The sequence below is a fragment of the Hyphomonas sp. genome, from assembly GCF_046313975.1.
In the GTDB taxonomy this organism is placed as follows: Bacteria; Pseudomonadota; Alphaproteobacteria; order Caulobacterales; family Hyphomonadaceae; genus Hyphomonas.
In genome coordinates, this window is the sequence record NZ_JBKBXB010000043.1 from 1 (window position 1) to 26,724 (window position 26,724).

The following is a 26,724-nucleotide window of genomic DNA, read 5'->3' on the forward strand; positions in this document are numbered from 1 at the left end:
TAGGAGAGGAAGCGGCGGCGATACTCTTCCGGCTGGCCGGCTTCGCGCCAGGCGGCGCGGGCGGCACGGCTCGGCTGGTTGAGCGCGGTAAAGGCGCCTGCGCCCGCTGCGGCGAGCACGACCCCTCCCCCGATCAGTTTCAGGACACCGCGGCGGCTGGGCATGGCTGGCTCCGTTGGTTTGATATCAAACCTTTTAGTTCGATATCGAACTATCGTCAATCCGGCCGGCGCTGATTTCCTTTCCGGGTGAGGTGGACCCGCGGGGCGGAGCGCTCTAATCAGGGGGCAGCGAACAAGGAGCCTGCCCGATGAAGACCCGCGCCGCCGTTGCGTTTGAAGCGAAGAAGCCGCTCGAGATTGTCGAGGTGGACCTTGAGGGGCCGAAGGCGGGCGAAGTGTTGGTGGAAATCATGGCCACCGGCATTTGCCATACGGATGCCTATACGCTGGACGGGCTCGACTCGGAGGGCATCTTCCCCTCGATCCTCGGGCATGAGGGTGCGGGCATCGTGCGCGAAGTGGGCGCGGGCGTGACCAGCGTGAAACCGGGAGACCATGTGATCCCGCTCTACACGCCGGAATGCCGCCAGTGCAAAAGCTGCCTATCGGGCAAGACGAACCTGTGCACGGCGATCCGCGCGACGCAAGGAAAAGGGCTGATGCCGGACGGGACGAGCCGGTTCAGCTACAAGGGTAAGCCGATCTTCCACTATATGGGCTGTTCGACCTTTTCGAACTTTACCGTGCTGCCGGAAATCGCGGTGGCGAAAATCCGCGAGGACGCGCCTTTCGACAAGGCCTGCTATGTCGGCTGCGGCGTGACGACGGGCGTCGGCGCGGTGGTGAACACGGCGAAGGTGCAGGTGGGCGAGAATGTGGTCGTGTTCGGGCTCGGCGGGATTGGCCTCAACGTGATCCAGGGCGCGAAGATGGCGGGGGCGGACATGATTGTCGGCGTCGATATCAATCCGTCCAAGGAGGAATGGGGCCGGCGTTTCGGCATGACGCATTTCGTCAATCCGAAAGAGGTGAAGGATGTGGTCGCGCATATCGTGGAGCTGACAGGCGGCGGGGCGGACTATTCGTTTGACTGCACAGGCAATACGACCGTGATGCGGCAGGCATTGGAATGCTGCCATCGCGGATGGGGCACGAGCGTAATCATCGGCGTGGCGGAAGCGGGCAAGGAAATCAGTACACGACCTTTTCAGCTGGTGACCGGGCGCAACTGGCGCGGTACGGCCTTTGGCGGCGCGAAAGGGCGCACGGATGTGCCGAAAATCGTCGACTGGTACATGAACGGCAAGATCGAGATCGACCCGATGATCACGCATGTGTTGACGCTCGACAAGATCAACGACGCGTTTGACCTGATGCATGAGGGCAAATCGATCAGAAGCGTCGTTGTCTACTGATCCAATTCAATAGCTAGAGAGGAAACACAAATGTTCAGTCACGTTATGGTCGGGTCGAATGATATTGACCGGTCGAAGAAATTTTATGATGCGCTGTTTGGCGCGCTTGGCGGGAAGCCCGGGATTACCGATCCGAAGGGGCGGCTGATTTACCTGCACAAGGGCGGCATATTCCTCGTGTCGAAGCCGATTGACGGGCTGGAAGCCTGCCATGCGAATGGCGGCACAATCGGCTTTGCGGCCGACTCGACCGAGCAGGCAGACGCCTGGCACAAGGCGGGCGTTGCGGCAGGCGGCACGGCGATTGAAGACCCGCCGGGCTGGCGCGAAGGCGGCGGCACGCGCCTCTATCTCGCCTACCTGCGCGACCCGGACGGCAACAAGATCTGTACGATGCTGCGCGGCTGATCCGTACAGGGAGTATCCGGCATGGCCTACCCACCGCAGGATACTCCCGACCTGTCTCGCATCGGCTCGCCCGCGATCCGCTGGATTGCGGAGCGGGCCGTGGAGGGCGGCAATGAGGTGGTCTCGCTGGCCGAGTGGACGAAGGCGCTGGTCGTGCACATGCGCACCGGCCTGACGCCGGAGCTGAAGGCCGAAGTAGAGGCGCGGTATCCGCAGCTGAATTACTACATCGAGCCCGGATCGCCGCACAATGAGCCGGACGAGGGCTATCTGGAGGACGGGTTTGCGATTTCGTTTCCTCGCCCTCGGATGGCGCCAGATAATCAGGACTGAAAAATGACCCTCACCCCCGTCTCCAGCTGGAAATCATTCGGCGGCACACTGTCCGTGCACGATCATGACTCGGTCCTGCTCGGCTGCAGGATGCGCTTTGCCGTCTATACGCCGCCGCAGGCGAAGGACGGGCCGGTGCCGGTGGTGTGGTATCTGTCGGGGCTGACCTGCACCTGGGCGAACATGATGGAAAAATCCGGCGTGCAGGAACATGCGGCGCGCCATGGGCTGATGATCATCGCGCCGGACACGAGCCCGCGCGGGCCGGATGTGCCGGATGATGAGGCGTATGATCTGGGGCAAGGCGCGGGATTCTATCTGACGGCCACGCAGGCGCCGTGGGACAAGCACTACAAGATGGATCAATACATCACCGATGAACTGCCCGGCATCATCGCTGCGAACTTCCCGGCGGATATGGGCCGGCAAGGCATTTTCGGGCATTCGATGGGCGGGCACGGCGCGATCACGCTGCACCTCAAACATGCCGAGACGTACATATCATGCTCAGCCTTCTCGCCGATCACCTCCCCTGCCCGCGTGCCGTGGGGCGAGAAGGCGTTCACCGCCTATCTGGGGCCGCTCTCGGTGGCCTGGGAACAGTATGACGCAACCGAACTGGTGAAGGAGCGCCAGACGAAGGCGAACATTCTCGTCGATACCGGCACGGCGGACAGCTTTCTCGAAACGCAGCTGAGGCCCGAGATTTTCATCAGGGCCTGCGAGAAGAATGGCCAGCGCCTCGACTACCGGATGCGCGAGGGATATGGCCACGATTATTACTTCATCGCCACCTTCATGGACGAACACATCGCCCATCATGCGAAGGCGCTGAAGGGCTAGACCGCTTTCGCGTGGCGCTGGGCCGGGGCGGCGGGGGTGCGCGCGTCGAAGCATTGGGCCACGGTGCGCAGGAAGAGGCGGGCGGCATCGGGCACGCGGATGCGGGTGCCGGTGACCTCGCAGAGGCCGGCGGCGGCGAGCGTGGCGGCGCGGCGGAGCGCATCGTCAAGGCTTCCCGGGGCTGCGCCCATCTCGCGGCAGACTTCTGCGACATCGACACTGAGCCAGCACATCAGCTGCTCGATGGCGCGGGCGCGAAGACGGTCGTCCGGTGTGAGGCGCACGCCGCGCTCGACCGGCAGGCGGCCAGCATCGACGGCGTCGTTCCAGGCGCGGCGGTCTTTCAGGTTCTGAGCATAGCCTTCGCGGAATTGCGAGATGGAGGTGGCGCCGATGCCGATGAGGGTTTCGTGCGGATCGTCCGTGTACCCCTGAAAATTGCGGCGCAGGCGCCCTTCCCAGTAGGCCAGCGTAAGGGCGTCATCCCCGCGCGCGTAGTGGTCAAGACCGATGGCGAGATAGCCGGCACGGCGGAACTCGTCTGCGGCGGCCTCGGCCTGTTCGAGGCGCAGGGTAAGGTCTGGCAGCGCGGCCTCGTCGATGGCCTTCTGGTGTTTCGCAAACCACGGCACATGCGCATAGCCGAACATGGAGACGCGCGAGGCGCCCTGCGCGACGGCAAATCTGGCGGCGTCTACCACATCCTGCGTCGTCTGGTACGGCAGGCCGTACATCAGGTCCATGTTGATCTGGCGGATGCCGCTGGCGCGCAGGTCTGCGGTGAGGCGGTCGATCATTTCCGGCGGCTGCATACGGTTGACGGCAAGCTGCACATCCGGCGCCAACGTCTGCACGCCGAGGCTCGCGCGCGTGACGCTGGCGGCAGCGAGCGCTTCGACCTGGCCGTCATGCATAGTGCGCGGATCAAGCTCGACGGCGATTTCGGCGCCGGGATTGATGCCGAAGTTTTCGCGCAGGGCGGCGATGAGCGCGGCAAAGTCATCCGTTCTGAGCGCGTTGGGAGAGCCGCCGCCGAAATGCAGGTGGCCGATGCCGCCTGCGCCTTCCAGCGCGCGCGCCCAGAGGCCGGTCTCGGCGATCAGACGGCGGACATATTCGCCGACGCGGCGGTAACCATTCGGAACACTGGTGGCGCAGCCGCAATACCAGCAGAGCGTCTCGCAGAACGGCACATGGACATAGGCGGAGATCGCCTCGCCGCGCGGGGCGGCGGCGGCCCAAGCCTGCGCGTCTGCAGCGCCGGTCTCGGTCGTGAAATCCGCAGCCGTCGGATAGCTCGTGTAGCGCGGCACGGCTTTCGCCGCGAAGGGGATCCAGGCGTCTTTCATGGCGCGCAGGCTAGCAGCAGGGGGGCGGCGTTTACCTTCGTAGATTCCCGTAGCTGACGTGGCGGGTGGCGGGCAGGCGGAAAACGTGTCAATGGGCGGCTTTGACGCCCCTGAAAGCCCGAAATGACCCTGCCCGATACCCTGCCCGCTGCTCTCGCCGGTGCCCTTTCCGCACGCGGATATACGAACCTGACACAAGTTCAGTCTGCCGTGATCAATCCGGAATTCGACGGACGCGACCTGCTCGTCTCCGCGCAGACCGGTTCCGGCAAGACAGTGGCGTTTGGCCTGGCGATGGCGGGCGAGTTGCTGGCAGGCGAGGACACGCTCGGGCCGGCCGCCGAACCGCTGGCGCTGATCGTGGCGCCGACGCGCGAACTGGCGCTGCAGGTGGCGCGTGAGCTTGGCTGGCTGTACGGCATCGCGGGCGCGCGCCTAGCGACCTGTGTGGGCGGCATGGACATGCGCGACGAGCGCCGGGCGCTGGAGCGCGGGGCGCATATCGTGATCGGCACGCCGGGCCGCCTTGGTGACCATATCCGGCGCGGCTCTCTGGACACCTCGATGGTGCGCGCGGTGGTGCTCGACGAGGCTGACGAGATGCTCGACATGGGCTTCCGCGAGGAGCTGGAGCTGATCCTCGAGGATACGCCGGAGACACGCCGTACACTGATGTTCTCGGCGACCGTGCCGAAAGGCATCGCGGCGCTCGCCGGGCGCTACCAGAAGAATGCGCTGCGCGTGACGACCGAGGCCGAGCGCAGCCAGCATGTGGACATTGAATACCGCGCCCTGCTCGTTGCGCCGGGCGATGAAGAGAATGCCATCGTCAATATCGTACGCCATTCGGAGTCCGAGAGCGTGCTGGTCTTCTGCTCGACCCGCGCGGCGGTGAACAAGCTGATGAGCCGGATGGGGAATCGCGGTTTCCCCGTAGTCGCGCTTTCCGGAGAGCTCAGCCAGAAGGAACGCTCGAATGCGCTGCAGGCGCTGCGCGATGGGCGCGCGCGCGTGTGTATCGCCACAGATGTCGCCGCTCGCGGGCTGGACCTGAAAAACCTCGGCCTCGTGATCCATGCGGACCTGCCGCGCGATCCGGCAACGCTGCTGCACCGTTCGGGACGCACGGGCCGGGCCGGGCGCAAGGGCGTGTGCGCGATGCTTGTGGCGCCTAAAGCGCGCCGCCGCGTGGAACGCCTGCTGCAGGATGCGAAGATCACCGCGAGTTGGGGCAAGCCGCCGTCTGCAGACGACATTGCGCGGCAGGATGATGCGCGCCTGCTGGCGGATACGGCGTTGGCTGAGCCTTCGACGGAAGCAGAAGCGGCGCTCGCCGCCGAACTGCTGGCGCGCCACGGCGCAGAGGCCGTTGCTGCCGCTTTCATCCGTGCACGGCGCGCGGGACAATCCGCGCCGGAAGACCTGCGCGATGTGGAAGACCGCCCCGCCCGCCGCGAGCGCCCCGAGCGCGGCGAGTATGAGCGGCCTGAACGCGCCCCGCGCGACGACCGCCCGCCGCGCGAGAAACGTCCGCGTACGGAACGGTCGGATATTCAGGGCGCGGTATGGATTGCCCTCAATGTCGGGCGCAAGAAGAATGCCGATCCGAAATGGCTGCTGCCGATGCTGTGCAAGGCGGGCGGGATTTCGCGCGATGATATCGGCCAGATCCGCATCAATTCCGGCAACACGCATGTCGAGCTGACCGCTGAGGGTGCGCGCCGCCTGTTCGAGAAAACCGGGGAGACCGGACGGCTGGAAGGCAGCCTTTCGGCGTTCCCGCTGGAGGGCATTCCGGAGCCGGAGCATCATGCGGCCCCAACCCGCAGCGAGCCGCGCCGGGAAGCGCGCGAGGAAAGGCCCCGTCCGGCCTTCCGCAAGGAGCGCCCACCCCGCGAAGCCCCGCGCGAGGACAGCCCGCCCCGGCGCGAATTTTCCGCCTCCGACTATGTCGAGGATGACCGCAAGCCGCGCCCCAAGGGTGGGAAGAAGGGCCCCAAACCGGCCTCCGGCGGAGCGCGCGGCAAGACGGCGTACAAGCCGGGGACAGGCTTCCGCAAGGGGCCTGGACCGGGCGGAAAACCGGGCAAAAAGCCGGGCGGCGGCAAGCCCCCGGGAAAGCGCGTCTGAGACGGGTTGAAGCTGGCTCAAACACTGTCAGTAACTGACTGATTTCACTCGGATATTCCGGGCGCTTTCGGCACTGCAAAATACATGGCCGCAGCGTTCCCTCGGGCGCGGAAATCTCCTATATTTCCGGAGCATTTCGAGAATCATCCGAGAAAGAATTTCCAATGGCCGATGACAGCAATCAGGCGGCGCCCGGACAGGGCGGCGAGGGCGAGTATGGCGCAGGCTCGATCAAGGTCCTGAAGGGACTCGACGCCGTGCGCAAACGCCCCGGCATGTATATCGGCGACACCGATGATGGCTCCGGCCTGCACCACATGATCTACGAGGTGGTGGACAATGCCATCGACGAAGCGCTGGCCGGCCATGCGGACCGTGTGACGGTTACTCTGTATCCGGACGGTTCGGCAGAGATCACCGATAACGGGCGCGGCATTCCGGTCGGCCTGCACCCGACCGAGGGTGTTTCGGCGGCGGAAGTGATCATGACGCAGCTGCACGCAGGCGGGAAGTTCGACTCCAATTCCTACAAGGTGTCTGGCGGCCTGCATGGCGTTGGGGTCTCGGTGGTGAACGCGCTGTCCGACTGGCTGGACCTGACGATCCACCGCGAAGGGTTCGAGCATTATGTGCGCTTCGTGGATGGCGGGCGTGTCGAGGCGCCGCTGGTGAAGCGCGGGCCCTCTCCCAAACGCGAGAATGGCAAGGTGTTCACCGGCACGGCTGTGCGTTTCCTGGCGAGCCCGAAGACGTTCACGAAGACCGATTATGACCGCAAGACGCTGGAACACCGTCTGCGCGAACTCGCCTTCCTCAACAGCGGCGTGAAGATCATCTTCCGCGACGAGCGCGATGCGGAGCCATACGAGATCGTGCTGCAGTATGAAGGCGGCGTGAAGGCGTTCGTGCAGCATATCGACAAGCAGAAGCATTCGCTGATCGGCGAGCCGGTCTATGTGATCGGTGAGAAGGACGGCATCACGGTCGAGGCGGCGCTGGAATGGACCGACAGCTATCACGAGTCCGTGCTGTGCTTCACCAACAATATCCCGCAGCGCGATGGCGGCACGCACCTTGCGGGCTTTCGCGGCGCGCTGACGCGGATCATCAACAAGTATGCCAACGAGACGGGCGCGGCGAAGAAGTCGAAGGTCGAGATTTCGGGCGATGATGCGCGCGAGGGGCTGACCTGCGTGCTCTCAGTGAAAGTGCCGGACCCGAAGTTCAGCTCACAGACGAAAGACAAGCTCGTCTCCTCCGAGGTGCGCCCGGTGGTCGAGAGCCTGATGAACGAGAAGCTCGGCGAATGGTTCGAGGAGAACCCGAAAAAAGCTGCCATGATCATGGACAAGATCGTCGAGGCGGCGGCGGCGCGCGAAGCGGCCCGCAAGGCGCGCGAGCTGACGCGGCGCAAGTCGGCGCTCGACATCACCTCCCTGCCCGGCAAGCTGGCCGACTGCCAGGAGAAGGACCCGGCGAAATCCGAACTCTTCATCGTCGAGGGCGACTCGGCCGGCGGCTCCGCGAAACAGGGCCGCAGCCGCGACAACCAGGCAATCCTTCCGCTGCGCGGCAAGATCCTGAACGTGGAGCGCGCGCGTTTCGACAAGATGCTGTCTTCCGATCAGGTCGGTACACTGATCATGGCGCTGGGCGCCGGGATCGGGCGCGACGAGTTCGACATCAACAAGCTGCGCTATCACAAGATCATCATCATGACCGATGCTGACGTCGACGGCGCGCACATCCGGACGCTGCTGCTCACGTTCTTCTATCGTCAGATGCCGGAGATTATCGAACGCGGCTATCTCTACATCGCGCAGCCGCCGCTCTACAAAGTGACGCGCGGAAAATCCGAACGCTATGTGAAGGACGACGCGGAGCTGGATGCCTACCTGATCGAGGAAGGCACGAGCGGCGAGACGCTGATCCTTGGCGATGGCACGCAGATCGCGGGCGAAGACCTGCGCGAGCGGGTGCGGCAGGCGGCGAATTTCCGGGCGAGCCTGAGACGTCTTGCGCTGCGCGCGCCGGCGGACCTGATCGAGGCAGCCGCGCTGGCCGGCGCGCTGGCGGCGGGTGCCGGCGAGGCCGAAGCCCAAGCGACGGCAGAGCGGATGAACCGCGTGGCCGAGGAAGGCGAGGACACCTGGCTCGGCCGGTTCGTTGAAGGCGCGCTGGTGCTGCAACGCACAGTGCGCGGCGTGGACGAGACCGCCGCCCTGCCCCCGGCCCTGATCGCGAGCCAGGACGCCATCCGCCTTGCGGAGCGCGCGGCGGGCGTGAAGGACATCTACGGCGCCCCGGCCATCCTGCGGCATGAGAAGGGCGGCGAGTTCTCCGTGAACGGACCATCCGGCCTGCTCGACGCGGTGCTGGAATCCGGCCGCAAGGGCCTGAAGGTGCAGCGCTACAAGGGTCTCGGCGAAATGAACGCCGATCAGCTCTGGGAAACCACGCTCGACGCCAATGCCCGCACGCTCCTGCAGGTGAAGGTCGAGCACGCCGACGAGGCAGACGAGCTGTTCACGAAACTGATGGGCGACATCGTGGAGCCGCGGCGGGAGTTCATCGAGGAATTTGCGCTTGAGGCGGAGGTGGATGTTTAGTACACCGCTTACTTCTTCAGTGATCTGATCTCCCGTCATCCCGGGATTTGCGCAGCAAATGCCCGGGACCCAGACTTTCTTTTTTATTTATCGCGCTGGGTCCCGGTCTTCGCCTTCGGCGAAACCGGGATGACGGCTTGGGTTTTATTGCGCTTCAGAACTAGGAAGCCCTCACCTCCCATCGCTGCGCGATGGGCCCCTCCTCTCCCGGAGGGAGAGGAGTTGGGACTCATATCCGGGCGTAACGCAACACCTCTCCCGCTAGCGGGAGAGGTGTTGCCCGCGCTCGAAGGGCGTGGGAGGTGAGGGCTACACCGTTTCCAGTACGATCCCCACGCCGCCGATCCGTACTTCGTTGTCCACAACGTCCAGCCCGCGCCTTATCGCGCGCGCCGCTGCAGCGCCCGGCTCCGGTAGCGAGACACGGAACTTCGCGAGGCGTTCTTCCGTGCCCTGATGGAATTCGATTTGGGCGTCCGCGAGCTTCACCACCGTGCCGGAAACCGGCGCGCCCAGCGCCTTGCCCCAATGGGCGGCGAGACCTTCGGGGTCGCGCGTTGTCACCACGGCGCCGGTGAGCCGTCCGGGGACGGAATTCTTTTCCCAGTCCGGGCCGCCCCAGCGCCAGCTGCCGGCGGGGCGGGCCTCGTCAATGGAGACGATGGCGGCGCCGATATCGCCGGGGTGGAGGTGGCTGGCGGAAATGTCCGGCAGGTCGATGTTCCAGACGCGGCGGATATTCATCGTGTCGAGCCGGGCGCGGGTGGCGGCGACGTCATCCGTCTGGAAGATCGCCATATAGCCGCCCTCCCCGCCGCGCGCGATGAAACGGGCCGCGGGCGCCGTCAGGGCCGTGGGCACGACGACTTCGAGGAACTGGTCGCCGATGGCGTAGACCCGGTTGACGAGGCCGAACTCAGCCACGCCAGGGTCCGGGAAGCCGGGGCCGAGGCCGAGCACTTCCGCCAGCGCTTCGGCCGTTTCCAGCGCTTCGGCGGCAATCACGAGCTGTCTCAGGCGCACCTGGGTCATGGTCAGTCCTCCCTTGCATTTTTTGTAAGCTTACCGCGCCTTTGGCCCGTTATGCTATCACGCAGCGATTGACCCGGAGCGCGCCGCACGGCACCCCGGCGCCATGACCCAGACGAACGCGCCCGCCTGCCCCGGCGAACCCCACACGCACCCCCACGATCACGGCCATGACCATGGCCACAGCCACGCGCACGACCATGCCCACCACCAGCATCATGCGGACATGACGAGCGCCGATGCGCGCCGGCGCGTGGTGCTGGCCGCGCTTCTGACGGGCGGGTTCATGGTTGCCGAGGTGATCGGCGGCATCCTGTCCGGCTCGCTCGCCCTGCTGGCAGATGCCGCGCATATGCTGACGGATACGGGCTCGCTGGTGCTCGCCTGGTTCGGCTACCGGCTGGCGGCGCGGCCGGCAGACCCGGCGCGGTCTTACGGGTTCGGGCGGATGAAGGTGCTGGCCGCATTCACCAACGGCGTGCTGCTGGTGCTGCTGGCGGGGTGGATCATCTGGGAGGCGGCGGCCCGCCTGATGGCGCCGGCGCCGATCGCCGGCGGGCTGATGCTGGGCATCGCGGCGCTGGGCCTTGTCGTCAACATCATCGCCTTCGCCATCCTGCACGGCGGGGCGCACAAGAATGATCTCAACCTGCGCGGCGCGCTGTGGCATGTGGCGGGCGACATGCTGGGCTCGGTCGCGGCGATCCTCGCGGCGGTGCTGATCCTGTGGCAGGGCTGGACGCTGGCAGACCCCCTGCTCTCCGTGCTCGTGGCTCTGCTGGCGCTCTATGGCGGCGTGCGCATCATGCGTGCCTCGGGCCATATCCTGCTGGAAGGCACGCCGGAGGGGCTGGAGCCGGAGCGGATCATTGCCGATCTCGTGGCCAATGTACCGGGCGTGGCGGCGGTGAGCCATGTACATGCCTGGGCGCTGACCGAATCGCGCCCGCTGGTGACGCTGGAAGTGACGCCGGCACCGGGCGCCAGCCCCGAATCGGTGCGCCGGGCGGTGAAGGAACGCCTCGCCCATGCCTTTGGCGCCAGCCATGCCACGGTGGAAGTGATCGCAGATGTAAGCTCTCCTGCCGCATAGCCGCATTGCGATAGGCGCCGGAGCGCTTTAACCCTCACCTCCGGCGCCCCATATGGGGCATTCCGGAATTCAAGGAGGCCTCAGATGGCCGAAACGCGCCACGCAGAAATCCTCATCATCGGCTCCGGCCCTGCCGGCTGGACCGCCGCCATCTATGCGGCGCGCTCGCTGCGCGACACGCTGGTCGTCACCGGCGCGCAGCCGGGCGGGCAGCTGACCATCACCACGGATGTCGAGAACTATCCGGGCTTTGCCGAGATCCAGGGCCCGGAACTGATGGTGAAGATGCAGGAACACGCCGAGAAGATGGGCGCGAAAGTCGCCAATGATCACATCATCGAGGTCGATTTCGAGAAGCGCCCGTTCCGCGCCGTGGGCGACAGCGGCACGGTGTACACCGCCGATGCCGTGATCATCTCCACCGGCGCGCAGGCGAAATGGCTCGACCTGCCGAGCGAGCAGAAATTCAAGGGCTTCGGCGTCTCCGCCTGCGCCACCTGTGACGGCTTCTTCTACCGCGGCCGCGAAGTCATGGTGGTCGGCGGCGGCAACTCGGCCGTGGAAGAAGCGCTGTTCCTGACGAACTTTGCCTCGAAGGTGACGGTCATCCACCGCCGCGACCATTTCCGCGCCGAGAAAATCCTGCAGGACCGCCTGTTCAAGAATCCGAAGGTCGAAGTCTTGTGGAACCACACGCTGGAAGACGTGATCGGCGATGAGAACCCGCTCGGCGTGACCGCCGCGCGCATCAAGGATGTGGCTTCAGGCAATGTGCGCGATGTGCCGGTGCACGGCATCTTCATCGCCATCGGACATGCGCCGTCTACGGAGCTTTTCGTGGGCAAGCTGCCGATGCGCCCGAACGGCTACCTGATCACCGAACCCGGCTCCACCCGCACCGCCATCCCCGGCGTCTACGCGGCCGGCGACGTGACCGACGAGACCTACCGCCAGGCCGTCACCGCCGCCGGCATGGGCTGCATGGCCGCGCTGGAAGCCGAACGCTGGCTTTCGGAACATGCGGCGGAGAAGCAGACTGTAGCCGCCGAGTAATCCGTAGGGCGGGATTTATCCCGCCGAATGCAGCGCGCGTGGGATGGCGGGATAAATCCCGCCCTACAGCATTCCCTGCGCCTTGCGCTCGATATCGCGCGTCTTTGCTGATTTCACCACGCCGAGCAGCGCGTCTGCCCTGCCCTGCATCACGCGGTCAAGCTCCGTCTGCGGATCAATCACCAGTGCGGCCTTGAGTTCGGTTTCGATTTCGGTGCGGTATTTCTTGGCGTCATAGGCGGCGAGTGCGCGGGCCCATTGCCAGCGCAGGCTGGCATCGTCCGGGGCAAGGCGCACCGCTTCGGCATAGTTCGCGCGCGCTGTCTTCAGGCTAGCCCCCAGCATCATCGCGCCAATCGAACCACCCCGCCGGTGCACTTCCACATGCCAGACGGCGAGGAAGCCGAGCGCATAGTGATTGGCCGGATCGTCCGCGAGCACGCTTTCCGCCAGCGCCCTGGCCTTGGGGCCATAGCCCGTGTCGCTCGCCTCATTCAGGCTCATCGGGCGCAGCATCAGGGACAGGGCAATCGCCTTCTGCAGGCGGCCTTCCTCGTGACCGGGATCAAGTTTCAGGGCCGCGTCCGCTGCTGCAACGGCATCCTCCAGCACGGCGCGCGACGGCTCACGGTCGCCGCACATGGCCTTGGCGAGCAGCGTGCGGGCTTTCAGGGCAAAGGCATCTGCGCTGGCCACGCGGGCGGCTTCCTGCAGCGCCAGCTCATATTTTCCGGCACGAAAGGCAGCGTCTGCGCTCGCGACATCGGCCGCGGCAGGCATGGCCCCCAGGATGAGGAGGCCCGTCAGAATCAGGCTGCGTACGCTCATCTGCCCTGATAGTAGAGCGAAGCAGGCGCTCCGGCGAGGGGCTTCAGAGGCGGACAGGGATGGCGGACAGTTTCGAGGCAGACGTGGTGGTGATCGGCGCAGGCGTGATCGGCCTTGCCTCGGCGCGCGCGCTGGCCCGGGCGGGGCGCGAGGTGATCGTGCTGGAGACCGAAGAGCAGATCGCCATGCACACCTCTTCGCGCAATTCTGAAGTGATCCATGCCGGGCTCTACTATGCGAAGGGCTCGCTGAAGGCGCGACACTGCGTCGCCGGGCGGCGGATGCTATATGATTATCTCGATCAGCACGCGATCACGGTGAAGCGCTGCGGCAAGCTGGTCGTGTCGGTGGGCGAGGCCGAAGCGGCGGAACTCTCGCGTATCCTGGCGCGGGCGGAGGATAACGGCGTCGAACAGCTGAGCCTGATCGACGGCGCGGCCGCGCGGAAGATCGAGCCGGCGCTGAGCCCGAACGTGTCCGGCGCCATCGTCTCGCCGGTCTCCGGCATCTTTGACAGCCATGCCTATTTCCTTGCCCTGCAGGGCGAGCTGGAAGATGCGGGCGGCTCCATCGCCTTCGGCACGCCGCTGCTTTCCGGTGCGGTGGAGGAAGGCCGCGTGCGCCTCGAGACCGGCGGCGCAAACCCGGCGGCGATCCTCGCCCGCACGGTGGTGAACGCGGCCGGGCATAATGCCATCCGCGTCGCGGCGCTGATCGAAGGACCGCACACGGCCCATCTGCCGGCCCCGCACTATGTGAAGGGCAGCTATTTCACCATCCAGGGCCACACCCCCTTCTCGCGCCTGATCTATCCGATGCCTACAACCTCCAGCCTCGGCCTGCACCTGACCATCGATCTCGCCGGGCGCGGCAAGGTCGGCCCGGACGCCGAATGGCTGCCCGATGAGGCCCGCCCGCCCTTCGACTACCGGGTGGACCCGGCGCGGGCGAAGCTGTTCCATGCCGAGGTCACCCGCTACTGGCCCGGCCTGACGCTGGAGCGGCTGAGCCCCGATTATGCCGGCGTGCGGCCCAAACTGGTGCCCGAAGGCGCCCCCTCAGGCGATTTCCGCATCGAGGGCCCGGAAACCCATGGCAGCCCCGGCCTGATCAACCTCCTGGGCATCGAAAGCCCCGGATTAACCTCGTCCCTGTCGATTGCGGAACATGTCGCGACCCTCGCCGCCTAGGACGCTTGCACGGCCCCCCGGCAGTGTGTATCAGGCGCCTTCGCTGATGCGGCGAAGGGTTCGGTAGCTCAGCTGGTTAGAGCGCGCGACTCATAATCGCGAGGTCGAGAGTTCAAGTCTCTCCCGAACCACCATCCTGCTCCGCCAAGGCTTCGCGGGACCATTCCCTTCCCTTCAGGCATGCTTCCTGCTTTGTGGGCCGGCTTAGGGAGTATCCGATGCCGCTGAACGCTTTTCGCCCTCTGGCTGCCTGTCTTGCTGCGCTGCTGGCCACGCCGCTGACGCTCGCGGAGACGAGGCCCTGCGCTTCGGATGATCCTGAACGGCCCAGCATTGCCCTTGTGCTTTCCGGTGGTGGGGCACTTGGCATCGCGCATGTCGGGGCAATCGAGGAGCTTGAGGCGCGCGGCATCCGGCCGGACTGTGTGGTAGGCACCTCGATGGGCGCCGTAATCGGCGGGCTCTACGCGGCGGGACTGACCACGGATGAGTTGAAGGAGGTGGTGCACACCGCCGACTGGACCGGCGTGTTCAACCCTGCCCCGGACCGCGACAAGCTCACCTATCGGCAGAAGCAAAAGCAGGCGGATTTTCCGGGCACGGCCGGGCTTGGCGTGTCGCTCTCCGGCATCCAGCTGCCGGCGGGCGCGATTTCCGACCAGACGCTGATGAAGGAGCTGCGCCGTTTCACGCCTGCGCGCGCACGGCTCGACAGCTTTGACGATCTCGAAATTCCGTTCCGCGCGGTGGCGACCGATATCGCGACCGGTGAGGCGCATGTCATGTCGACCGGCGAATTGCCGATGGCGATGCGGGCATCGATGTCCGTACCCGGCGTATTCCCGGCGGTGGAGATTGACGGCAAGCTGCTGGTCGATGGCGGGCTTTCGGCGAACATTCCGGCCCATGTGGCACGCGAGCTTGGCGCGGATGTGGTGATTGCCGTCTGGACGCCGACAGACCTGATGCCGCAGGACAAGATCAACTCCGCTGTCGATGTCATCGCCCAGACCGTCAGCCTGCTAATCCTTGCGAATGAACGGGTATCGGCAGCGAGCCTTGACCCGAACCGGGATATCCTGGCGCGCGTGGCGACGGCGGGTTTCAATCCGGCGGCCTTCAATCGCTCGGATGATCTCATCGCTGCCGGGCGCGCGGCCATCTCGCAGCATGACATGCGTCTTGCCGCGATTGCCGGGACGCGCCCGCCGGTTGCCTATGCCGGCGCGCCGCAGAGCGATCCCCCAGTGATCGGTTTCGTCCGTATCGAGAATTCCTCACGTCTCGAACAATCCCTGCTGGAAGCGCGCGTGATGGACCTGGTCGGCGAGCCGGCCGATGCGGCGAAGATCGATGAGGCGCTGGACCGGATCTATGCCTTCGGCCCGTTCGAGCGTGTCGACTATGTATTCGACGAGCGCGACGGCCAGACCGGCCTCATCATCCGTGCCGAAGACCGGCGTCCGAATGCCGGGCGGCTGCGCCTTGGCCTGATTGTCGAGAATGATTTCAACACCGAGTCCGACGCGGCCGTTTCAATCGACTTCCGCAGTGCGGCGCTGGACGCCTATGGTTCGGAGCTGCAGGCGCGCGCGACGATTGGCGATTTCAACGAGCTCTCGCTGGAATATTTCCGCCTGCTCGATCCGCGCCAGAACTGGTTCACGGTGGCGCGCGGCGAGATCCGCAACCAGCCGGTCAATGTGTTTTCGACGCGCGGCTTCAAGGAGGCAGGCTACGACCTGACCTATGGCGTGCTCGGTCTCGATGGCGGCTACCAGTTCAGCAATGTCGGCGAGGTGCGGCTCGGCCTCGAATTCGGGACGGGGCGGGCAAAGCTCAATGAGGGCACCGCACCGCTGCGCGAGATCGATATCGATATCGGCCGCCTGATTGCTTCTGGCGGCTATGATACGCTGGATGATCCGTTCTTTCCGCGCGATGGCCTGCAGGGCAACCTGAAATGGACGCGCGGTTTCGAGGCGCTGGGTGACAATGGGGATTTCGAGACGATCACGGCCTCCGGCCGCACCGCCTTCAGCGACGGGCCGAACACGCTGATCGCGGCGCTCGCGGCGGGTGAGCAGATCAGCGGCACGACCCCGCTCGATGCGTTCTACCGTATCGGCGGGCTGTTCAGCCTGTCGGGATATCGCAAGGAGGAGCTGACGGGCGAGGGCTTCCTGACCAGCCAGCTGATCTATCGCCGTGCGCTGGGCCGGGATTCGGAACAGCTGTTCGGCGTGCCACTGTATGCCGGCGCATCCGTGGAACTTGGCGATGTCTGGCAGGGCAGCTCGGGCTTTGACTTCCAAGACTTCCGCTTCGGCGGCAGCGTGTATGTCGCCGCAAAGACGGCCTTCGGTCCCGTCTATCTCGCCTTCGGACGCTCCGAGGGCGGACGGCAATCTGCCTATCTGCTCATTGGACGGACGTTCTGATCAGGCGCCTGCGGCGCGCTTCTGCTGCACGCCCTGAATCAGGATATCGGCGAGCGAAGCAACCAGCTGGCGCGGGCGCACCGGCTTTTCGATCAGGCCGTTGAAGCCTGCCCGGGTACACGCAGCGCGGCGTTCCGGGCTGGTGTCGGCCGTCACGGCCACCACAGGCGTCTGTGCATTGAGACCGTGGCCGAAGCGCGCTGCGCGCAGCACCGCGTCGCCGCCGCCGCCGGCCATGTGCACGTCGGTCAGGATGAGCTGGTAACGGCGCTGGGCGATACGCTGGATGGCCACCGACGCATCACCGACAATCTCGACACGCCAGCCTGCCGCGAGCAGCGCTTCGCGAATGACGAAGGCGCTCGCTTCGTGGTCTTCCGCCAGCAGCACTTCGCCGAGATCAAAGCGGGCGGCCTTGTTGTCGGTCTTGTTCTCCACCGCGAGACGCGGCCCGGCCTTGCGCACCGGGATGGTGACGGTGAACACGCAGCCGCCGCCGGGATTGTCCGCGAGCATGATCTCGCCGCCAAGCGTGCGCGTCAGGCCGCGGGCGATGGAGAGGCCGAGGCCGCTGCCGGAGAACGCATCGGAATGCCGGGACTGCTCGAAGGCTTCGAACAGGCGGGCCTTGTCCGCGTCGGAGATGCCGCGCCCGGTATCGGAGACGCGCATGGTCAGCATCAGGTCTTCCGGCGCGGGCGTGGTGGCGAGTGTGACGGTGACCTGTCCGCGATCAGTGAACTTCACGGCGTTGGAGACGAGGTTGAACAGGATCTGCCGTAGACGGACAGCGTCGCTTTCGATGCGGCGCTCTGCGCCTTTTGCCACGCCGATACGAAGCGAGACGCGCTTCTCATCGAATTGCGGCAGCCAGAGGTCGCGGGTTTCGACCGCGAACTGGCGCAGCTCGACCGGCTGGTTGGAGATCGGCAGCTTGCCGGCATCCATGCGCGAGAGGTCGAGCAGGTCATTGAGCAGGCGTTCGAGGTGCTGGCCGCTCTGGGTGATCGTCCGTGCAAGGCGTTTCGGCTCGCCGGAGGGCAGCTGCGTGTTCAGGAGGTCAGCGACGCCGAGGATACCGGTCAGCGGCGTGCGGATTTCGTGGCCGATGAAGGCGAGCGTGCGGGCGCGGGTTTCGGCAAGGCGGGCGATTTCCTTCGCCATACTGTCGAGCTTCTTCTGCGCCGACTGCTGCGCGCGGGCGCGGGATGCGTTTTCCTCGGCGACGGCTTTCAGCAGGGCAGCGGGCGTGACGATGCCGGAATAGGCCCCCTGCTCGAGCACGATGACGCCTTCGGTCAGCGCGCTGCTCGACATCTCGGACGCGGTGCGGGCAACCTGCGAGGCGAGCATGTCGCCCTCCGCGATCACCGGCTGCGAGCTGGCGAGGTGGGCGACGGAGCGCACGGCATAGAGATCGCGCCCGTTCGGACCCGCGAGCGCTTCGGCGATGCGCTGGCGCGTCACCAGACCATAGCTTGGCTCATCGCCCGCCGAGATCTGGACCGGGACCGCATGCAGGGCCTGATCGTTCAGGAACAGCGAGAATGCAGCCGCCGCGGTCGTTGCCGGGGTGAGCGGCAGGATCGGGAGCGCGATGTCCTTCAGGCGGGTCGGCATGGGGCGTCCTGGAACCGGGCTTATGGTTAAGCCCGGACCATCGCTGATAAACCTTACCGGGAGGCAAACATCGCCGGCCCGCAGACCCCTGAAATCTAGACGATTTCGTTGCGGTTGCGGACGATCTTCGTGACGAGGCCGTAGTCGACCGCTTCCTGCGCGCTCATCCAGAAGTCACGGTCGGTGTCCTTCTTGATCTGCTCGAGGGACTTGCCGGTGGCCTCCGCGAAGATGCGGTTCAGGCGCTCGCGCATCTTGATGATCTCGCGGGCCTGGATTTCCACGTCCGTAGCCTGGCCGCCGACACCGCCGCGGGGTTCGTGCAGCAGGTAGCGGCAGTTCGGCAGCGAATAGCGGTTTTCCTTTTTCGCGGCCGAATAGATCAGCGCGCCGGCCGAGGCGACCCAGCCGGAGCCCAGCACCTTCACCGGGGCGGAGACGAACTTGATCATGTCATGGATCATGTCGCCGCTCTCGACATGGCCGCCGGGCGAAGAAATGACCATCAGGATCGGGTCGTTGGACTCAGCCGACAGGGCCAGCAGCCGCTCGCAGACCGAACGGGCCTGCTTGAAGTCGATACCGCCGGTCAGGAGGATCGTGCGCGACTTGAAAAGCGCGTTTTCGATCAGCGTGTTGGGCGCTTCGGCCGGGGTTTTCTCGTTATCGTCATCGAGGCGGGTCATTCAGGCTCCGGGTCGGGAATCTCTGGGGATACAGGCCCCATAGGTGCGGTGCCGCGGGCGGCGGGTCAAGGCACGGGCCTCACTATTCCCCAGCGCGATCAGCGGCGTTAACCGCAGGTGAGCCCGGCGGTGGGCGGGAATCAGGCTTCGGCCATGACAATCCGGACAATATCGGCCGCATAGGCCTGCGCCTTCTTCTCGCCGACCCCGCCGATGCCAAGCAGGTCTTCGGCGCCCGTGGGCCGCTCCCGGGCGATTTCGACCAGGGTGCGGTCATGGAAGATGACATAGGGCGGCACCCCGCGGGCCTTGGCGAGGCTGGTGCGCCACTGGCGCAGGGCCTCGAACACGGCCTGATCGCGGGCGGAGAGATCGGCATGGGCACCGGCGCGGGCAGCGCCCCTGCCCCGGCTTCGGCGGCGGGTGGCGGTGATGTCTTCGCGCAGGCTGACCGTGCGCTCACCCCGGAACAGGGCCTTGGCCGCGTCCGCATCCGGCACAACCAGCACGGGACGCATCGCCTCGCCGCCCTCGGCGATCAGGCCTGCATAGAGGAGTGCATCGAACACCCGGTTCCAGCCCTGTTTCGGCAGGTCCTTGCCGATGCCGAAGGTGGAGAGGGCAGAGAGTTCGGTGTCGAAATCATCCTTCGCCTCGCCGAGCAGGTGCTGGACGAGGCGGCCGCGCCCGATGCGCTGGCCGCAGCGCAGGACCGCGGAGACCGCCATCTGTGCCCAGCGGGTGGCATCATGGCGTGTCCCGACTTCGTTGCGGCAGACATCGCAGACGCCGCAGGCCTCGTTTGTCTCCTCGCCGAAATAGCGGCGGATGGCGGCGCGGCGGCAGTCATCGCCGTTGAAGAAGGCGAACAGCTGACGCGTCTTGGTGAGCTGGACGCGCTTCACTTCGTCCGGTGCATCGCCCGAATAGGTCCATTGCAGCGAGCGGTTCATGTCGGCGGGGCCGAACAGGGCGACGCCTTCGGCGGGGTCGCCGTCGCGGCCGGCGCGGCCGACTTCCTGCCAGTAGGCTTCGAGGGTCTTCGGCGGATCGGCATGGATGACGAAGCGCACGTCCGGCTTGTCGACGCCCATGCCGAAGGCGACGGTGGCGCACATCACGAGGCCATCTTCAAGCAGGAACTGGCGCTGGCGCTGCGCGCGCAGCCCCGCGTCGAGACCGGCATGGTAGGCGAGCGAGGGAATGCCGGCTTTCTCGAGCGCCTCGGCAACATCTTCCACCCCGCTGCGGGTGGCAGCGTAGACGATGCCGCTCTGCCCGGCGCGGGCGCGGACGAGCTGGATGACGCGCTGGGTGCGGTTGGCAACTTTCGGTTCGGCGGCGAGGGCGAGGTTGGGCCGGTCGAAGCTGGCGACATGCACGGCGGGATGGGTGAGGTCCAGCTGGGCGAGGATGTCTTCGCGGGTGCGCGCGTCTGCCGTGGCGGTGACCGCGAGGCGGGGCACGTCCGGGAACAGGGCCTTCAGGCGGCCGAGGGCGCGGTAGTCCGGGCGGAAATCGTGGCCCCACTGGCTGACGCAGTGGGCTTCGTCGACCGCGATCAGCGACACGTTCATCGCGGCGAGGCGGCTGGCGAGATTTGTGGCGAGGCCTTCGGGCGAGACATAGAGCAGGTCCATCTCGCCGCGCTCGGCGGCGCTGATTGCGTCGCTTCGGGCGATGAAGTCCATCGAGCTGTCGAGGCGTTCGGCGCGAACGCCGGCCTGTTTCAGCGCATCGACCTGATCTGCCATCAGCGCGATCAGCGGCGAGACGACGATGCCCACCCCTTCCCTCAGCAGCGCGGGGATCTGATAGCACAGCGACTTGCCGCCGCCGGTGGGCAGCACGGCGAGCGCATCGCGCCCGGCGAGGATGTCGGCGATCACATCCTCCTGCAGGCCGCGGAAGGCGTCATAGCCATAGACGCGCTTGAGCAGGGCACGGGCTGGGGCGAGGGCTGATTCGGACGGCATAATCCGGGTCTGCCGGAGGCGAACTTCCGGAGCAAGGGTCGCCTGCTGCATGCATCGTATCGCCGCCCTGAAGCGAATTATTCATAAGACCGCCGTAGTTCTGTAGGTTCTGCAGGGGTCACTGATGCCATCCAGTCCTGATTACGCGCCGTTTCCCGAAGGCGGCGTCAGCTTGTCGAGCCGGATAGTTGCGAGGGCCCTGATCTTCCTGATCGGCGGTCTGATCCTGATCCAGTGCGGCCTGCTGACCCTGGTGCATGTCTTCGGACGGCCCAACGTTTTAGGTCTTGTCGATGCCTTCGATTTCGGCGGCGAGCACAATGTGACCGCGCTGGTCTCGACCCTGCTGATGCTGTCCTGCGCTGCGATGCTGGCGCTGACAGGCCGGCTCGAGACGGAGCGGGCGAGCGCGTTGCCATGGCTCACACTATCGGCAGTCTTCGTGTTCCTCGCGGTCGATGAAGCGACGTTGGTCCATGAGTATCTGTCAGCCCCGGTCCGCGGGCTGCTGGATGCGGACTGGGTGCCGCATCTGGCCTGGGTGCTGCCGTATGGCGCGGCCATGATCGTACTTGCCGTGGTGCTGCTGCCCTGGTTTCTGAAACTCGACCGGACGAGCCAGATCCGCTTTGTGGCGGCTGGCGGAATTTTCGTTCTGGGTGTCGTCGGCTTTGAGCTTCTGGAGTCGCAGCAGGTTTCGGCAATCCTCGCAGACCATCCGGATACGGACATCATGCAATTGCAGCACCCTGTCGTCGACCTGCTGATCCTGTTCGAAGAGTCGTTCGAACTCATCGGCCTCGGGCTGTTCTTGCACGCGATTGTCTTGCGGATGGGCGGTCTGACGGTGCGGGCCGGGACCTAGTCGATGAAGTCGATGCGGTGTTCGCGGATGACATAGTTCCAGCTGCGAGCCTGTTTGCGCTGGGTTTCCTGCGCGACAAACTCGACGATGTCGTCGCGTTCGCTGAGCGGGCGGCCGGTCTGGGCTTCCCAGTTTGCGGGCTCCGGCACGTCGATGCTGAAGTGCACGCCGCCGCCGCACATTTCGTGATAGAATTTCACGCGGATATCGCCTTCGACATAGATGATCGTGCCGGCGCGGAAATTGCCGACGAATTCGAGGCGGCGGCTGAAGCGGGCGGCGAGCTTTTCCAGCGCGCGGGCGCGCAGCTCGAGATCGTGGTTGGGCAGGATGTTGCCGGCGCCGTCGCGGTAGACGATCGGCTTGCCGTCGGACTTCGGTATGGGTGGCGGCTCCGGCGCGGGCGGGGCGACGCCTTCCTCCAGTTTGGTGAGGCGCAGGCCGTGCGACCAGCCTTCGCGGTGGGTGATCTCGATCTGGTAGTCGCCGGGCGGCCAGGGATATGTATCGACGAGGATCTGTACCCGGCCATTGAGGCGCCGGGTCAGGTCTGTGTCTTCCACCGCCCTGCCCCCGGGACCGAGGATGCGGAAGGTGGTGTAGCCGGCATACCCGTCCTGCGGCAGCCAGAGGATCAGCTGCTGGCTGCCCGGATAATGGACGAACTTCACCGTCAGCGCGCCGATGCCCGCCGGCGCACCGTGATTTGCAGGGTCTTCGAGGAGGATGACGCCTTCATGCCCGCTCATGAGCCTATGCCTCTACACTGATTTGGGGCGAATTGCATTCATGCACACTTCGCATGAATGTCATCGGCCCCGGCACCTTTCCGGGGTGGGCCCGTCCCGCCATATACCGGCCAACAGCAACCCTTCCGATGGAGGCCCCGATGATCGACATTCGTCCTTTCGACAAGCTCGGCCGGTTCCGCAATGACTGGCTGAACGCCCACTATCACTTCTCTTTCTCCGGCTATTACGACCCTGCCCGGGTGCAGCACGGCGCGCTGCGCGTGTGGAACGATGACGAGATCCAGCCGCGCACCGGCTTTCCGCCGCACGGGCATGACTCGATGGAGATCATCACCTATGTCCGCAAGGGCGCGATCAGCCACAAGGACTCGCTTGGCAATTCGGGCCGCACCGAGGCCGGCGATGTGCAGGTGATGAGCGCGGGTTCGGGCATCCAGCATTCGGAATGGAATGCCGAGGATGTGACGACCGAGCTGTTCCAGCTGTGGATCCTGCCGCGGGTGCGCGGCGGCAAGCCCAGCTGGGGCGCGCGCAAGTTTCCGAAGGGCGACCGGTCCGGCCAGTGGGCGGTGTTCGCCTCCGGCACCGGTGAGAATGACAGCCTGCTGATCAATCAGGATGCCAAGGTGCTCGGCGCCACGATCAAGGCCGGCGAGACGCTGACCTATACACTGCCCGAAAGCCGGTATGGCTATCTCGTGGTGGCGGACGGCGAGGTGAAACTCAACGGCAAGACGCTGGGTACGCGCGACGGCGCAGCGATCAGCGGCGGCGAGACGCTGACCTTTGAAGGCGTGAGTTCGGCCGAACTGGTGCTGGTCGACACGATCTGACGCCTCACCACCTCGTGACTTTGTGGCCCGGCGGGGGTCTGTTACGGATGACCGTGACAGGTGCCCGCCGGGTTCCGTTTCTGCCGAGGCAAAGTCATGGCATTTCATCCGTTCCCGAACAATTCCGCGAAACTGTGTGCGCTGGTCCTGAGCGCGGGGCTTGCGGCCTGCGGGGTGAGCACAGCCGAGACGGGCAAGGCGTCTGCCGCCAAGGCGCCGGTGACCTCTACCGGGATGGACGCCTCGCACCTGACGCCGAAGCAGCAATACGTCACCCTGCATGACGGCACCGAGCCGCCTTTCGACAATGCCTATTGGGATCACAAGGAAGCGGGCATCTATGTCGATGCGATTTCCGGTGATCCGCTCTTTTCGTCCACGGACAAGTTCGATTCCGGCACCGGCTGGCCGAGCTTTACCAAGCCGATCAACCAGAAGCTCGTCTCGCGTTTCCAGGATGACTCGCTGGGCATGAGCCGGGTTGAAGTGCGCTCCTCGAACGCGGATGCGCACCTCGGCCATCTGTTCGATGACGGACCGAAGGAGACGGGCGGCCAGCGGTATTGCATCAATTCCGCCAGCCTGAAATTCATTCCCAAGGCGGAGATGCAGGCGGCCGGGTATGGCGAATACCTCTACCTGTTCGAAGGCAAGGAGTGAGCGCCCTGCGGGCTCACGGGGGTGTGACTTCTGCCTGAGGCCCGGACGCGCTATATAGATAGTCATACGGCAGGGCAGTCTGCCCGGTCCCCATGGAGTGATCCGATGAAATACCTCCTTGCTTCTGCGCTGATGACGGCTGCGATTGCACCGGGCGCGATCGCAGCCGAGATCAATGTGTCCTACGGCCCGGACTTTGCCGAGAAGCTGACGGATGATTATGGCGAGCGGGAGGGCACCTACCTTTCCGAGCGCGTGAAAAAGGATCTCGAGAGCGAACTCAACCGCGCCGGCGTGGATGTCGCCCGTGTGGATGTCACGATCCTCGACGCCAAGCCCTCGCGCCCGACCTTCAAGCAGGCCGGCGACAAGCCGGGCCTCGATGTACACCGCTCTGTCAGCCTCGGTGGCATGAAGCTGAAGGCGGTGACCTATGATGCGGCAGGCAATGCCAGCGAGCCGTTCGAGTACAAATGGTATGAGAGCGATATCAGCCAGGCGGGCATTTCCACATGGCACGATGCGCGCCGCGCGTCGGTGCGTTTTGCTTCCCGTTACGCCAAGGCGCAGGATTGAGGCACCCCCCGCCCCTGTCCTGAGCCGGACGGCGCCGCTTCCCGCATGGGGAGCGGCGCTTGTCTTTCGGGGAGTGAGCTAACCCCTGTCTCCAGGTTCGATCCGCACACTGAGCGTGTCCGGCGACTTGAGATACAGGTCGCGTTGCGGGTGCGGGACCTGGATGCCGTGGCGTTCCAGCGCGGAGTGGACCTCCCAGATATAGTCCGCCATCACCTTCTGGGGTTTCAGCACGGCCTCATCGGTGAGCCAGACGATAAGCTCGAACTCGAGGCGAAACTCGCCGAACTTCACCAGCCAGACCTGCGGCGTGCGCTCGCCCTTGTCGTCAAAGGTCCAGGGCAGCGCCGCCGCAGCTTCCAGCCCTGCCTTCTGGACGATTTCCTTCGGCGTGCCGTACGCGACCCCGAACGGCACATGGATGCGGCGCTTGGCGTCCATGTGGGTCCAGTTGATCAGCTGGTTCTTGATGAAGGCTTCGTTGGGAACGATGATGTCGATATTGTCGTTGGTGGTCAGCACCGTGGAGCGGAAGTTGATCTCCTTGACGACGCCCGAGAGGCCGCCCTGCAGCTCGATGAAGTCGCCGATCTTCAGCGTGCGCTCCATCAGGAGGATGACGCCGGAGATGAAGTTCGAGAAGATCGACTGAAGGCCGAAGCCGATACCGACACCGAGGGCGCCGGAGAAGAAGGTGAGCGCGCCGAGATTCACGCCGAGGAAGTTGAGCGCGACGAAGATGGCTATGATGATCGCGGCGATCTTCATGGTCTGGCCGAACAGGCCGCCGACCGAGGGTGGCAGGTTGCTGGCGCTGCGCAGCTGTGACTGGGCGAGGTTGCCGATCAGCCAGCCGATCCAGAGGGCGACCGAGGCGAGGAAGAGATTGGTGACCAGGCCGAGAAGCGTTATCTCGGCCTTGCCGAAGGTGAATACGACCGAACGCAGCGCATCGTTGATCGGCCCCAGCCAGCCGACGATATAGAGCGCGGCAATCACCCAGAGCAGATAGGCAATGATCCGCGAGACGAGGCCGCGGCGCATGCTGGCAGTGACGATCTCGACCGCGATCCAGGCGATCAGCAGACTGGTGGCGATGTGCAGCGTGCGGCTGCCGAGGCCGGCCTGTTCGAAGACCGCGGTGATGCCGATCAGCAGGAGGACCGTGAAGGCCGGCCAGAGCACGCGCATCACGGCGACGAGGGCGAGCAGCACGAAGTCGATCCGCCCGCGCGCCTCGGCCGCTTCGACCATCCGCTTCTTGGGATAACGCGACAGGAGGTAGCCGATGGCGGCGGCGGCGGCGACGGCAGCGAGCTGCCAGAGCGTGCGCGGCGCGGTCACGTCGATCAGCATCTCCTGCCCCCAGACGGCCAGCGTCTGGATCAGCCTTTCCATGGCAGGTAAGGCAGCCGGAAGCGGCAGGGAAATCTGGTCGAACACGCGGGCCCTCACGGTGAGTCGGGTCGGAGCCCTGACCTTACCGGGGCGTCTTGCCGGCGCAAGCCTCGGGCGGCGGCGCTTTCGGCGCGCGGCGGCGGGGATCGAGCAGCGCGCGGGCGGCGACCTCCCCCGGGTCGCGGAGCGCGCGGGCGATGAGCCAGCGGGGCGCCTTCATGTCGCCGAGGAGTTCGGCGCGGACGGCGGGCTTGAGGCGGGCGACGTCCAGTCGCCGGTCCTTCCGGTCGCGGGGCATGGTGGGGTCCTTTCTGTTTTGGTTTTGCTCGGCGCGGTTTCTTCAAATTGCTCGGCGCTGTTCGCGGGCTGAAGCCCGCGGCGCCTGTGCGCTTCGCTTTGCTCGTGGGAGTATGCGGTATTGAGGGCAGCACTTTGTGCCGGACCGGCCGAGGCCGTCCGGGTGCGGATCATGTGGCGGCCCTCGAGGATGGGACCGGGTGCGGCGGACGCCGCGGGGCGTCCGGGAAGGAAAGTTTGGTTGCGGGGTGGACGCCACTCGTCCGCCGCACCTGCCCCCGGAGTTTCGGGCAGTTCTCGGGATGACTTCGGCGCTGCCAGGCCTTGGCTCCTTACCT

23 protein-coding genes and 1 tRNA gene are annotated in these 26,724 nt (G+C 65.5%); 15 read left to right on the top strand and 9 right to left on the bottom strand.

All coding sequences use genetic code 11. From position 1 onward, the window contains the following. The first annotated feature begins 310 nt into the window (after nt 1–310). The 4 genes from ACK4TE_RS13325 to fghA are packed head-to-tail and all read left to right on the top strand — an operon-like array spanning nt 311 to nt 3,001. Nucleotides 311–1,417, top strand: a complete 1,107-nt coding sequence (locus tag ACK4TE_RS13325) for an S-(hydroxymethyl)glutathione dehydrogenase/class III alcohol dehydrogenase (protein WP_409912019.1) — start codon at nt 311–313, stop codon at nt 1,415–1,417. A 30-nt stretch (nt 1,418–1,447) separates the two neighbouring features. Further along, entirely contained in the window at nt 1,448–1,825 is a 378-nt protein-coding gene (locus ACK4TE_RS13330; protein ID WP_409912020.1) for a VOC family protein, read from the top strand. Between the two features lie 21 nt (nt 1,826–1,846). Then, a complete protein-coding gene (locus tag ACK4TE_RS13335; protein ID WP_409912021.1) occupies nt 1,847–2,158 on the top strand; it encodes a hypothetical protein in 312 nt (103 codons plus the stop codon). Nucleotides 2,159–2,161: 3 nt separating this feature from the next. Then, nucleotides 2,162–3,001 (top strand): S-formylglutathione hydrolase, encoded by an 840-nt coding sequence (gene fghA / locus ACK4TE_RS13340; RefSeq protein WP_409912022.1) that lies wholly within the window; start codon nt 2,162–2,164, stop codon nt 2,999–3,001. Here the strand turns inward: fghA and hemN are convergent. Next, complete coding sequence (hemN, locus tag ACK4TE_RS13345) at nt 2,998–4,350, bottom strand: oxygen-independent coproporphyrinogen III oxidase (protein WP_409912023.1); 1,353 nt, start codon at nt 4,348–4,350, stop codon at nt 2,998–3,000. The two genes, fghA and hemN, sit on opposite strands and share 4 nt — an antisense overlap. Nucleotides 4,351–4,473: 123 nt before the next feature. On the opposite strand from hemN, the gene ACK4TE_RS13350 reads away from it, so the two are divergent. Both ACK4TE_RS13350 and gyrB read left to right on the top strand, forming a co-directional pair. Then, nucleotides 4,474–6,480, top strand: a complete 2,007-nt coding sequence (locus tag ACK4TE_RS13350; RefSeq protein ID WP_409912024.1) for a DEAD/DEAH box helicase — start codon at nt 4,474–4,476, stop codon at nt 6,478–6,480. Nucleotides 6,481–6,644: 164 nt separating this feature from the next. Next, nucleotides 6,645–9,089, top strand: coding sequence for a DNA topoisomerase (ATP-hydrolyzing) subunit B (gyrB, locus tag ACK4TE_RS13355; RefSeq protein WP_409912025.1), 2,445 nt, complete (start codon nt 6,645–6,647; stop codon nt 9,087–9,089). Between the two features lie 309 nt (nt 9,090–9,398). Here the strand turns inward: gyrB and ACK4TE_RS13360 are convergent, their stop codons facing one another. Further along, nucleotides 9,399–10,121 (bottom strand): hypothetical protein, encoded by a 723-nt coding sequence (locus tag ACK4TE_RS13360; protein ID WP_409912026.1) that lies wholly within the window; start codon nt 10,119–10,121, stop codon nt 9,399–9,401. A 103-nt stretch (nt 10,122–10,224) separates the two neighbouring features. Here ACK4TE_RS13360 and ACK4TE_RS13365 point away from each other — a divergent pair, with 103 nt between their 5' ends. Together ACK4TE_RS13365 and trxB are read left to right on the top strand one after the other, a co-directional pair. Then, nucleotides 10,225–11,211, top strand: coding sequence for a cation diffusion facilitator family transporter (locus ACK4TE_RS13365; RefSeq protein WP_409912027.1), 987 nt, complete (start codon nt 10,225–10,227; stop codon nt 11,209–11,211). A gap of 84 nt (nt 11,212–11,295) precedes the next feature. After that, entirely contained in the window at nt 11,296–12,264 is a 969-nt protein-coding gene (gene trxB / locus ACK4TE_RS13370) for a thioredoxin-disulfide reductase (RefSeq protein ID WP_409912028.1), read from the top strand. Between the two features lie 63 nt (nt 12,265–12,327). Here trxB and ACK4TE_RS13375 read toward each other — a convergent pair whose 3' ends face one another. Continuing rightward, nucleotides 12,328–13,092: a hypothetical protein gene (locus ACK4TE_RS13375; protein WP_409912029.1), complete on the bottom strand. Its 765-nt coding sequence runs from the start codon at nt 13,090–13,092 to the stop codon at nt 12,328–12,330. A gap of 59 nt (nt 13,093–13,151) precedes the next feature. Between ACK4TE_RS13375 and ACK4TE_RS13380 the strand changes: the two genes are divergently transcribed. The 3 genes from ACK4TE_RS13380 to ACK4TE_RS13390 all read left to right on the top strand — a co-directional run bounded on the left by ACK4TE_RS13380 (nt 13,152) and on the right by ACK4TE_RS13390 (nt 16,723). Continuing rightward, nucleotides 13,152–14,282, top strand: coding sequence for an NAD(P)/FAD-dependent oxidoreductase (locus tag ACK4TE_RS13380; protein ID WP_409912030.1), 1,131 nt, complete (start codon nt 13,152–13,154; stop codon nt 14,280–14,282). A 57-nt stretch (nt 14,283–14,339) separates the two neighbouring features. Beyond that, a tRNA-Met gene (locus ACK4TE_RS13385) sits at nt 14,340–14,416 on the top strand. Nucleotides 14,417–14,500: 84 nt separating this feature from the next. Continuing rightward, on the top strand, nt 14,501–16,723 hold the full coding sequence (locus tag ACK4TE_RS13390) for a patatin-like phospholipase family protein (RefSeq protein WP_409912031.1): 2,223 nt from the start codon (nt 14,501–14,503) through the stop codon (nt 16,721–16,723). Here the strand turns inward: ACK4TE_RS13390 and ACK4TE_RS13395 are convergent, their stop codons facing one another. From ACK4TE_RS13395 to recQ, 3 genes are all read right to left on the bottom strand, one after another. After that, nucleotides 16,724–18,343: a hybrid sensor histidine kinase/response regulator gene (locus ACK4TE_RS13395; RefSeq protein ID WP_409912032.1), complete on the bottom strand. Its 1,620-nt coding sequence runs from the start codon at nt 18,341–18,343 to the stop codon at nt 16,724–16,726. A gap of 95 nt (nt 18,344–18,438) precedes the next feature. Further along, on the bottom strand, nt 18,439–19,029 hold the full coding sequence (locus ACK4TE_RS13400; protein ID WP_409912033.1) for an ATP-dependent Clp protease proteolytic subunit: 591 nt from the start codon (nt 19,027–19,029) through the stop codon (nt 18,439–18,441). A 140-nt stretch (nt 19,030–19,169) separates the two neighbouring features. Further along, nucleotides 19,170–21,005 (bottom strand): DNA helicase RecQ, encoded by a 1,836-nt coding sequence (gene recQ / locus ACK4TE_RS13405; protein WP_409912034.1) that lies wholly within the window; start codon nt 21,003–21,005, stop codon nt 19,170–19,172. Between the two features lie 124 nt (nt 21,006–21,129). On the opposite strand from recQ, the gene ACK4TE_RS13410 reads away from it, so the two are divergent. Further along, nucleotides 21,130–21,870: a hypothetical protein gene (locus ACK4TE_RS13410; protein ID WP_409912035.1), complete on the top strand. Its 741-nt coding sequence runs from the start codon at nt 21,130–21,132 to the stop codon at nt 21,868–21,870. Here the strand turns inward: ACK4TE_RS13410 and ACK4TE_RS13415 are convergent. After that, complete coding sequence (locus ACK4TE_RS13415; protein ID WP_409912036.1) at nt 21,867–22,619, bottom strand: hypothetical protein; 753 nt, start codon at nt 22,617–22,619, stop codon at nt 21,867–21,869. The two genes, ACK4TE_RS13410 and ACK4TE_RS13415, sit on opposite strands and share 4 nt — an antisense overlap. A 140-nt stretch (nt 22,620–22,759) precedes the next feature. Between ACK4TE_RS13415 and ACK4TE_RS13420 the strand changes: the two genes are divergently transcribed. From ACK4TE_RS13420 to ACK4TE_RS13430, 3 genes are all read left to right on the top strand, one after another. Next, entirely contained in the window at nt 22,760–23,455 is a 696-nt protein-coding gene (locus ACK4TE_RS13420; RefSeq protein WP_409912037.1) for a pirin family protein, read from the top strand. A gap of 234 nt (nt 23,456–23,689) precedes the next feature. After that, nucleotides 23,690–24,115 carry a peptide-methionine (R)-S-oxide reductase MsrB gene (gene msrB / locus ACK4TE_RS13425; RefSeq protein WP_409912041.1) on the top strand — a complete coding sequence of 142 codons (426 nt, stop codon included), beginning with the start codon at nt 23,690–23,692 and terminating at the stop codon, nt 24,113–24,115. Nucleotides 24,116–24,220: 105 nt separating this feature from the next. Beyond that, nucleotides 24,221–24,691, top strand: coding sequence for a hypothetical protein (locus ACK4TE_RS13430; protein WP_409912038.1), 471 nt, complete (start codon nt 24,221–24,223; stop codon nt 24,689–24,691). Nucleotides 24,692–24,769: 78 nt separating this feature from the next. On the opposite strand, the gene ACK4TE_RS13435 is transcribed toward ACK4TE_RS13430, so the two are convergent. Together ACK4TE_RS13435 and ACK4TE_RS13440 are read right to left on the bottom strand one after the other, a co-directional pair. Continuing rightward, entirely contained in the window at nt 24,770–26,134 is a 1,365-nt protein-coding gene (locus ACK4TE_RS13435) for a mechanosensitive ion channel family protein (RefSeq protein ID WP_409912039.1), read from the bottom strand. A 37-nt stretch (nt 26,135–26,171) separates the two neighbouring features. Continuing rightward, complete coding sequence (locus ACK4TE_RS13440) at nt 26,172–26,387, bottom strand: hypothetical protein (protein ID WP_409912040.1); 216 nt, start codon at nt 26,385–26,387, stop codon at nt 26,172–26,174. Nucleotides 26,388–26,724: the final 337 nt, after the last annotated feature.